Below are 9,223 nucleotides of genomic sequence, written 5' to 3' on the forward strand. Positions count from 1 at the left end.
CGCCCGGGGGGACCAGCGGGCCGCCGAGCGGCGCCGCGGTCGCGGCGGCCGGGGCAGCCGCGGGAGCCGGGGCGGCCGGCTGGCCGTGGAACGCGGTGCTCGCCGTGCGCAGCTCCACCACCAGCTCGTCGGCGCGACGCAGCGTGCGGAACAGGTCGACGGCGAGGGGGTGCCGGACGAGCAGCTGGCACGTGGGGCAGACCGGAACTCCTGTGGGCAGGGGTGACCGGCAGTCGGGGCACAGGGCGGGATCGGCGTAGCGCATGGATCCATTCAGCCAGACGAGCCTCCAGGCAGGCATGACCGCACGACTCATTCGCACTGAGTCGTCGTACTCATTCCTCCACAGGCATACCGCTGGTCTGGGGAGGAACGCGGTGTTTCTGTGGAGGGCGCCGGGCGTGTCTGTGGACGACACGCCGACAACCGGTGGAGGACGAAAAACATTGGTGAAACCGCGAGGAAACCCCTTGCCAAGCTTGTCTGGACCGGCGTAGAACTTCTCCCACGCACTCCTCCGGGAGAGCGGGATCGCCGGAAGGCAAAGATCCAAACGGCCCTACCGGAACCCTTCGGGGTGAAGGTGAGGCGGCCCCTCACGGGGACGCTGGCCGCACGAGCCGGGTGACGAGGCGAGTGGGATCGGATGCAGAAGGAGATCGATCGGGAGCGTCACCAGTACCGATCAACCGAAGGGCCCTTGTGACTCATACTCACGAGGGCCCTTCACCTTTTTCTTGCCTGTGCGTGTGCGAGGCGTCGGGCCCTGAGGTGGTCCCTCGCTGGCTTAGGAGCGGGTCCCCGTCGCCGGCGTCGACCTTTGTTGCACGCCCTGCGGTTTGGCGGATTGACGCCGACGACGGCGACCCGAAGCGCCCTCGAGGGACCACCTCGATACCCGACGCCTCGCCCGGCAGACTTGTCTCCATGGATCGCCCTGCGCTTGCTGTCCTGCACGACCTGGAGCCGCACCCGGAGGGTGGGTGGTACCGGCAGACGTGGGTGTCGCCGGAGATGGTGACGTTGCCCGACGGGCGGGTGCGGCCGACGGCGACGCTGATCTACTTCCTGCTGCCGGCGGGGGAGTCGTCGGCCTGGCACCGGGTGGCCTCCGACGAGATCTGGCTCGCACACGAGGGAGTGGTCACGGTCGAGCTCGGTGGGGACGGGGCGGTGCCGGATGCTGGGCCGGATGTGAGGGGCGGGTCGCGCCTGGTGGTCGGGGCCGACGTACCGCAGGGGTTGGTGCCGGCGGGGGTGTGGCAGCGGACCCTGCCGTCGGATGCCGACGCGCTGGTGAGCTGCCTGGTGTCGCCCGGGTTCGACTTCGCGGACTTCGAACTGGTGTGACGCCGCTCGGGGATGTGTCGGGCCGGGATGGTTGAGTGACGCCCGTGGAGCAGGGGAGCGGACAGGCCAGGTATCGCCTCGCCGTGCCGTCCGCGGCCGGACCGGCACCGGTGCTCGACGAGCACCAGCGCCAGGTCGTCGACCACGGCGGTGGGCCGCTCCTCGTCCTCGCTGGTCCCGGCACGGGCAAGACCACGACCCTGGTCGAGGCGATCGTCGAGCGGATCGAGGGTCGCGGTGCGCGCCCCGACCAGGTGCTCGCGCTGACCTTCTCGCGCAAGGCCGCCGACCAGCTGCGCGACCGGGTGAGCGCCCGGCTGGGGCGCACCACCGGTCCCCAGCTGAGCTCGACCTTCCACTCGTTCGCCTACGCGCTGGTTCGTCGGTACGCGCCGGCCGAGCTCTACGAAGCGCCCTTGCGCCTGCTCTCGGCGCCCGAGCAGGACGTCGTGCTCCGCGAGCTGCTGGCCGACCATCCCGAGTCGGTCCAGTGGCCCGACCGGTTCCGGCAGGCGATGTCGACGCGCGGGTTCGCCCGCGAGGTGCACGCCGTCCTGGCGCGCGCTCGCGAGAAGGGACTGGAGGGCGAGGACCTGCGCGCCCTCGGCGAGGCCGAGGGGATCGACGAGTACGTCGCCGCCGGGCTGTTCCTCGAGCAGTACCTCGACTCGCTCGACAGCCTCGGCGCCACCGACTACGCCGACCTGATCCGTCGCGCGGTGATCGAGGCCGAGGTGCACCGTGACGAGCTGCGTGCGCAGTTCCGGCACGTGTTCGTCGACGAGTACCAGGACACCGATCCCGGTCAGGTGGCGTTGCTCCGGGCCCTCGCGGGCGACGGCCGCGACCTGGTTGCCGTGGGCGATCCGCACCAGTCGATCTACGGATTCCGCGGCGCCGAGGTGCGCGGGATCCTCGAGTTCCCGACGTCCTTCCCGCGCCGCGACGGAGCACCGGCCGACGTCGTCGCGCTGCGCACGATCCGTCGCTTCGGGCCCGGCATCATGGCGCCCGCGCAACGCGTCGCCGGCCGGATCGGGCTGCCCGGCACGATCAGCGAGGACGCCCGCAAGCTCTTCCTGTCGCCGATCGCGGAGACGGGTCCGCACGGACGGGGCCTCGTCCAGGTCCGCACCTTCGACACCGAGCGGGCCGAGGCCGAACACCTTGCCGACCTGTTGCGGCGTGCCCACCTGGAGGACGGCATCGCGTGGGACGACATGGCCGTCCTCGTGCGTTCGGGACGTGCCAGCATCGGCCCGCTGCGGCGGGCGCTCGGCGCTGCCGGCGTGCCGGTCGAGGTGGCGCGCGACGAGGTGCCCCTGGTCCGCGACCCCGCCGTACTGCCCCTGCTGGACGCCCTGCGCGCGGTGGTGAACCTCGACAACACCGACCCCTCGCACGTGGAGTACGTCGACGTCGGGCGCGCCGAGGCGTTGCTGACCGGCCCGCTCGGCGGCCTCGACGCCGGCGACGTGCGACGCCTCGCACGGGTGCTGCGCCAGCGGGAGAAGGACGTCGCCCAGGCCGAGGGCGGGACGCCGCGCGGTTCGCGGGAGCTGGTGCGGCTGGCCGTGGTCGACGCGACGTTCCTCGACGGGCTCGACACACCCGAGGCGGGACAGGCCCGTGCGCTGGCAACGCTGCTGGCCCGGGCGCGAGCGGACCTCGACGCCGGCGCGAGCGCCGAGGACCTGCTGTGGACCGTGTGGTCGGGCACGAACTGGCCGCAACGGCTGCGCCGGTACGTCGAGGCAGGTGGCGGCTCGGCGCGTCGCGCCCATCGTGACCTCGACTCGATCTGCGCCCTGTTCGACGTGTCGGTGCGATCCGGGGAGAGGCGCGAACACCAGGGTGTGGCGCCGTTCCTCGAGGGCCTCGTGCAGCAGGAGATCCCCGCCGACACGTTGGCGGACCGCGGCGCACGCGGCGCCGCCGTACGCCTGTTGACGGCGCACCGGAGCAAGGGCCTGGAATGGCGCCTGGTGGTGGCTGCGCACGTCCAGGCCGAGGGCTGGCCCGACCTGCGGCGTCGCTCGACGTTGCTACAGGCCGACCGGATCGGGACCGACGGGCTGCTTCCGCCAGTCTCGACCCGCGAGCTGCTCATGGAGGAACGGCGGTTGTTCTACGTCGCGTGCACCCGTGCTCGCGAGCGCCTCGTCGTCACCGCGGTGAAGTCCAGCGAGGACGAGGGCGAGCAGCCGTCCCGGTTCATCGAGGAACTCGGCAGCTCGATCGAGCACGTCGTCGGTCGTCCGCCGCGGCCGCTGTCCCTGGACGGCCTGGTGGCGGAGTTGCGCCGTACCGTCGCGGACCCGGCGACGGAGGAGCCGCTGCGCGCTGCTGCGGCCCGTCGCCTCGCCCGCCTCGCGCAGGAATGGGTCGGACGCCGGGCCCTGGCGCCTGCCGCCGATCCCGCCACCTGGTGGGGCACCCGCGCGGTCACGGTGTCGACCACGCCGATCCGCGCCGAGGACCAGCCGGTGCCGGTCTCCGCGAGCATGCTCGACTCGCTGGCCGTGTGTCCGACGCAGTGGTTCCTGACCCGTGAGGCCGGCGGCGTCGGTCGCGCCCACCAGTCGGCCAACCTCGGCGAGCTCGTGCACGCCCTCGCCGAACGGGTGGCGGCGGGCGACGCGCCGCCCGACCCGGCGGCCCTGATGGCGTACGTCGACGAGGTGTGGGACCGCCTCGACTTCCGGACGCCGTGGTCGAAGGTGCGCGAGTACGAACGTGTCCGCGCGGCGCTCGAGCGGTTCGTGGAATGGCACGAGTCCAACCCGCGTGAACTGGTGGACCGCGAGGCGAAGTTCTCAACGGTGGTCGACCTGCCCGACGGCGAACGCGTGCAGCTGACCGGGTACGCCGACCGGGTCGAGCTCGACGCTGACGGGCATGTCGTTGTGGTGGACCTCAAGACGGGCCGCAACAAACCGTCGGACACCTCGGTCAAGGGACACGTCCAGCTCGCGCTCTACCAGTTCGCCGTCGACCACGGCGCGCTCGACACCGACCCGGCCGCTCCGGCGCACACCGCCGGCGGCGCCGAGCTGGTGCAGCTGGGACTGGTGGACGGCGGCATGGCGGCGACGGTGCAGCAGCAGCCGGTGCACGCCGAGGAGGGCCCCGAGCGCGACGACCTCCGTGGGCGGTTGGCGAACGCCGCGGCGCTGATCCGCGGGGAACACTTCCCGGCCGTGGCCGGCCAGCACTGCCGTACGTGCTCGTTCGTGCCGTTGTGCCCCGCGAAGAGTGCCGGGGCGGTGGTCGCGCAATGACGTCGACCCGACCGCCGATGAAGCTCGACACCCCTGCCGACCTGCAGCGGGCGATGCAGGCGAAGTTCCCGCCGAGCGACGAGCAGTGGGCCGCGATCAGCGCCCCCCTGCGGCCGGCGGTCGTGATCGCCGGCGCCGGATCGGGCAAGACCACGCTGATGGCTTCGCGGGTGGTCTACCTCGTGCTCACTGGTCAGGTGCGTCCCGAGGAGGTGCTCGGCCTGACCTTCACGACCAAGGCTGCCGCCGAGCTGCGCCAGCGGATCCGCACCGCGCTGCGCGACGCGGGAGCACTCGACCTCACCGTGGGCGGCGAGGACGCCGACGAGGTGCTGGAGCCGACCGTGGCGACGTACAACGCCTATGCGGCGACGCTCCTCACCGACCACGGCCTGCGGATCGGGCACGAGCCCGACACCCGCGTCATCACCGACGCCGCGCGCTACCAGCTGGGTGCCCGGGCGATCGACCGCTTCACCGGCGACATCGATCACCTGACCGACCACCCCGAGACGGCGATCCAGAACCTCCTCGCCCTCGACTCGGCGATGAGCGAACACCTCGTGGCGCCGAGCCAGGTGCTCGCGCACGACGCCGAGGCGCGCCGCGGCTTCGAGCGGGCCCGCGACGCGGAACTGGCCGGCAAGGCGCGCAAGACGTACGTCGAGGCGGTCGAGAAGGCGATGTCCGCGATCGACCGGCGGGCCGACCTGCTCAAGCTGGTGGCGTCGTACCGCGGCCTCAAGCGGGACCTGGGCCTGATGGACTTCTCCGACCAGATCGAGCTCGGTGCACGGCTGGCGGCCGAGCGGCCCGAGGTCGGCGCCATCGAGCGCGGGCGGTTCAAGGTGGTGCTGCTCGACGAGTACCAGGACACGTCGGTCGCGCAGGCGATCATGCTGTCGCGGTTGTTCTCCGGTGAGGTCGACGGGCGTGGGCACGCGGTCACCGCAGTGGGCGACCCGAACCAGGCGATCTACGGCTGGCGTGGTGCGTCGGTCGCCAACATCCTCAACTTCGCCGAGACCTTCCCGGCGGCGGACGGTGAGTCCCGCACGCACCCGCTGACCATCAACCGCCGTTCCGACCGCCGCATACTCGACGTCGCGAGCCGGCTCGCCGGTCCGTTGTACGACGCCCTGGAAGCGCGCGGCGCAGGGGTGGCGCGGTTGCGCGCACCTGACGATGCCGTGGACGGCCTCGTCACGGCCGAGGTGTTCGAGACGCAGCGGGACGAGCTGGCGTGGCTCGCGTCCTCGATCCGTGCCGGTTGGGGTGGGGAGCCCGGCGACTGGGCGAAGACGGGCGTGCTGACCCGCGACAACGCGCACGCCGAGCTCGTCTTCGACGCGCTGACGTCCGCCAACATCCCCGTCGAGATCGTCGGTCTCTCCGGACTCCTGCGGTTGCCGGAGATCGCCGAGATCGTGGCCACGCTGCGGCTGCTGCACGACGTCACCGACAACGCCGCGCTGCTGACCCTGCTCGCCGGACCGCGCTGGGCCATCGGGCCGCGCGACCTGCGCCTGCTCGGTCGACGGGCCAGCGAGCACGCCGGCCGGCGAGGCCGCGCCGACGACACCGTGTCGGTCTCCGCGCAGCTGGTCGCCATCGCCGACGGCATCGATCCGGCCGAGATCCCGTGCCTCGACGACGCCCTCGCCGACCCCGGCGACGCCGAGTACTCCGAGGAGGCGCTGGCCCGGTTCGGCCTGCTGCGTGACGAGCTGCGCCTGCTGCGCGCGGCCGTGGGCGAGCCGTTGCTCGACCTGGTCCGCCGGATCATCGACGTCACCGGTGTCGACGTCGAGCTCGCCTCGTCGACCAGCCCCGCGGCCGCGGCACGACGCGACAACCTCGACCTGTTCGTGAAGGCCGTCGCCGACTTCCAGGCCGTCGACGGCGACGTGACGCTGCCTGCGTTGCTCGCCTACCTCACTGCTGAGGACGACCAGGGCAACGGCCTGGACGTGGCGACGCCCACCGAGGCCGACTCGGTCAAGCTCCTCACGGTGCACCGCTCGAAGGGCCTGGAGTGGGAGACGGTCTACTGCGTGGGTGTCGGGGAGTCCCGCTTCCCGTCGAGCCAGGGACGGACGCTGTGGGTCTCCTCGCCGTCGGTGCTTCCCGCGCCCTTGCGCGGTGACGCCGGCGACCTGCCGCAGCTGGAGGGCTTCGACAAGGCCGCGCTCGACGACTACCGGCAACGGGCCAAGGCGCACGAGGCCGACGAGGAGCTGCGCCTCGGGTACGTCGCCTTCACCCGCGCCGCCCACCACCTGTCGGTCACGTCGTTCCAGTGGGGACCGCGCAAGACGCCCTACGGACCGTCCTCCTACCAGGAGACGGTGCGCGCGCTGCTGGCCGAGTGGGGACTGGCGCCCGAGCCGTGGCTGACCCGGCCCGAGAAGGGCTCGGCGAATCCCTACGACGCCGAGGATCCCTCCCGGCCCTGGCCGGCCGACGGCTTCGGCGAGGAGGCGCGCCTGCGGCTGGCCGCCGCCGAGCTGGTGCGCGCCGCCGACCCCGACGCCGAGGAGGACGACCTGGACCTCGTGGCCAGTGCGCGCGTCGCGGAGTGGGATGCCGAGATCGAGCAGCTGCTCGCCGAGGCCCGCGTGCAGGCGGCCGGGGGCGCGGGCACCGAGGTCGTGGTGACGCTGCCGGCCTCGCTCTCGGCGACGGCGATGGGACGACTGCGGGACGACCCCGAGGGCCTGGCCCGCGACCTCGCCCGCCCGATGCCGCGTCCGCCCGCACCCGCGGCCCGCTTCGGCACCCGCTTCCACGCCTGGGTCGAGGCCCGGTTCGGCCAGCAGGGGCTCTTCGACCCCGACGAGCTCGCCGGACGCGCCGACGCCGGTATCGACGACGAGGCCGACCTCCAGGAGCTCATCGCGACCTTCGAGACCGGACCGTTCGGGTCCCGGGTCCCGCACGCCATCGAGGCGCCGTTCGCCCTCGTGCTCGGCACCCAGGGCGGCGCACAGCAGCTGGTGCGGGGGCGCATCGACGCCGTCTACCTCGAGCCCGATGGTGCGGGAGAGGGCGGGTCGTCGTACCTCGTCGTGGACTGGAAGACCAACGCCCGCCAGGACGCCGATCCGCTGCAGCTGGCGATCTACCGGCTCGCGTGGGCCGAGCTCCACGACCTGCCGGTCGAGCAGGTGCGGGCGGCGTTCTACTACGTGCGCAGCGGGGAGCTGGTCGTCCACGACGACCTCGCCGACCGCGAGGAGATCGAGAAGCTGCTCGGCTGAATCGCTGGGTGGGCCTGCCCTCAGGCGCGCTCGACGCGGATCGCGGGCGGAGTGGCGAGGGTCTGCCCGACCACGCAGTAGCGCTCCGTCGCGGTGGCCAGGCGGCCCAGCGTGGCATCGTCCGCGTCGGTGTCGAGCGTGAGCGTCACGACGATGTCCTGGACGCCGACGGGTGCCTGCCGGTCGACCCCGAGGGTGCCGCGCGCGTCCCACCAGGCGTCGGCGGCGAGCCGGGCGTCGCGGATCTCGACGCCCATCGACGTGGCGACGGCGCGCAGCGTCACGGCGGCGCAGGCGAGCACCGCCTCGAGGAGCAGGTCGGCCGAGCACGCATCGGTGCCGTCACCGCCGGCAGCGCTGTGGAGACCGGCCCGGACCGGACCGGCGAAGCCGTCGACCGTGCCCGTCACACCGGGATCGCGGTAGTCGCCTCGCGCGCTGGTGGGGATCCTCGCGGTGGCGGGGTCCGACCGGTACGTCTCCTTGAGCGGGGCCTGCGCGGCCCGGAGCGCTGCTGCATCCATGGTTGATCATCGCGTGGATGCGCTCACTAGTCTGCAGGTGTGACTTTTCCGCACCTGGCGCTCGCGGCCGCCGCCCACGAACGCCACGGCCTGCACCGCAACGACGAGTCCTGGCTGGCCGATCGGTGGGCCGATCCCGCCAGCCGCGTCCTGGTCGTCGCCGGAACCCGAGTCCGCCCCGGGCCGGACGGACTGGAGTGGGTCCCCGCTGCTGATGCCCCGGACGGCGTACGCGTGCTGCTGGGGGAGCGGGACGGCACGACCTGGTGGGCGGTGATCGCCCCGGGTGACCTGGCGAAGGTGGAAGGGGAGACGTGGCTGCCGTTGCGCGGGCTGCTCCCGTTCCTGGCCGGCGAGTCCATTCGCCAGGCGCCGCTGGTGTTCCACGCCCTCGGCCTGGCCGAGTGGCACTGGGCGCACCGGTTCTGCCCGCGCTGCGGGGGCACGCTGTCGTCGCGTTCGGCTGGCCATGAACTGGTGTGCGACGCCTGCGGGAAGCCGCAGTTCCCGCGGTCGGACCCGGCCGTGATCATGCTGGTCTCGGCCGGTGAGCCGGGCAGCGAGGACGAGCGGTGCCTGCTGGGTCGGGGCGCCGCGTGGCCCGAGGGACGGTTCTCCACGCTCGCGGGCTTCTGCGAGCCCGGCGAGAGCCTGGAGGACGCCGTACGACGCGAGGTGCTCGAGGAGACGGGCGTCGAGGTCGGCGAGGTGACCTACTTCGGCAACCAGCCCTGGCCGCTCCCGTCGAGCCTGATGCTGGGCTTCCACGGCCGAGCGACGTCGGAGGAGATCCGGCTCGAGGACGACG

6 protein-coding genes are annotated in these 9,223 nt (G+C 72.7%); 4 read left to right on the top strand and 2 right to left on the bottom strand.

What is annotated here, in order from left to right; genetic code table 11:
• Positions 1-301 (bottom strand): hypothetical protein (locus ACOADB_RS19880; protein ID WP_378602459.1); only part of this gene is annotated, 301 nt, incomplete at its 3' end.
• 626 nt (positions 302-927) lie between these two features.
• Here ACOADB_RS19880 and ACOADB_RS19885 point away from each other — a divergent pair.
• From ACOADB_RS19885 to ACOADB_RS19895, 3 genes are read left to right on the top strand one after another with little or no spacing between them, the layout of a single operon-like run.
• A complete protein-coding gene (locus ACOADB_RS19885; RefSeq protein WP_378602462.1) occupies positions 928-1,350 on the top strand; it encodes a cupin domain-containing protein in 423 nt (140 codons plus the stop codon).
• Between the two features lie 44 nt (positions 1,351-1,394).
• A complete protein-coding gene (locus tag ACOADB_RS19890) occupies positions 1,395-4,631 on the top strand; it encodes an ATP-dependent helicase (RefSeq protein WP_378602465.1) in 3,237 nt (1,078 codons plus the stop codon).
• Complete coding sequence (locus ACOADB_RS19895; RefSeq protein ID WP_378602468.1) at positions 4,628-7,891, top strand: ATP-dependent DNA helicase; 3,264 nt, start codon at positions 4,628-4,630, stop codon at positions 7,889-7,891. Before ACOADB_RS19890 ends, ACOADB_RS19895 begins: the two co-directional genes overlap by 4 nt.
• 20 nt (positions 7,892-7,911) lie before the next feature.
• Here ACOADB_RS19895 and ACOADB_RS19900 read toward each other — a convergent pair whose 3' ends face one another.
• Positions 7,912-8,415 carry an OsmC family protein gene (locus ACOADB_RS19900; protein ID WP_378602471.1) on the bottom strand — a complete coding sequence of 168 codons (504 nt, stop codon included), beginning with the start codon at positions 8,413-8,415 and terminating at the stop codon, positions 7,912-7,914.
• Between the two features lie 39 nt (positions 8,416-8,454).
• Between ACOADB_RS19900 and nudC the strand changes: the two genes are divergently transcribed.
• Positions 8,455-9,223: NAD(+) diphosphatase (gene nudC / locus ACOADB_RS19905; RefSeq protein ID WP_378602544.1), on the top strand; the 769-nt coding region annotated here is incomplete at its 3' end.

Origin of the sequence: Nocardioides sp. CPCC 206348 (genome assembly GCF_048654705.1) — a bacterium.
Taxonomy (GTDB): domain Bacteria; phylum Actinomycetota; class Actinomycetes; order Propionibacteriales; family Nocardioidaceae; genus Nocardioides.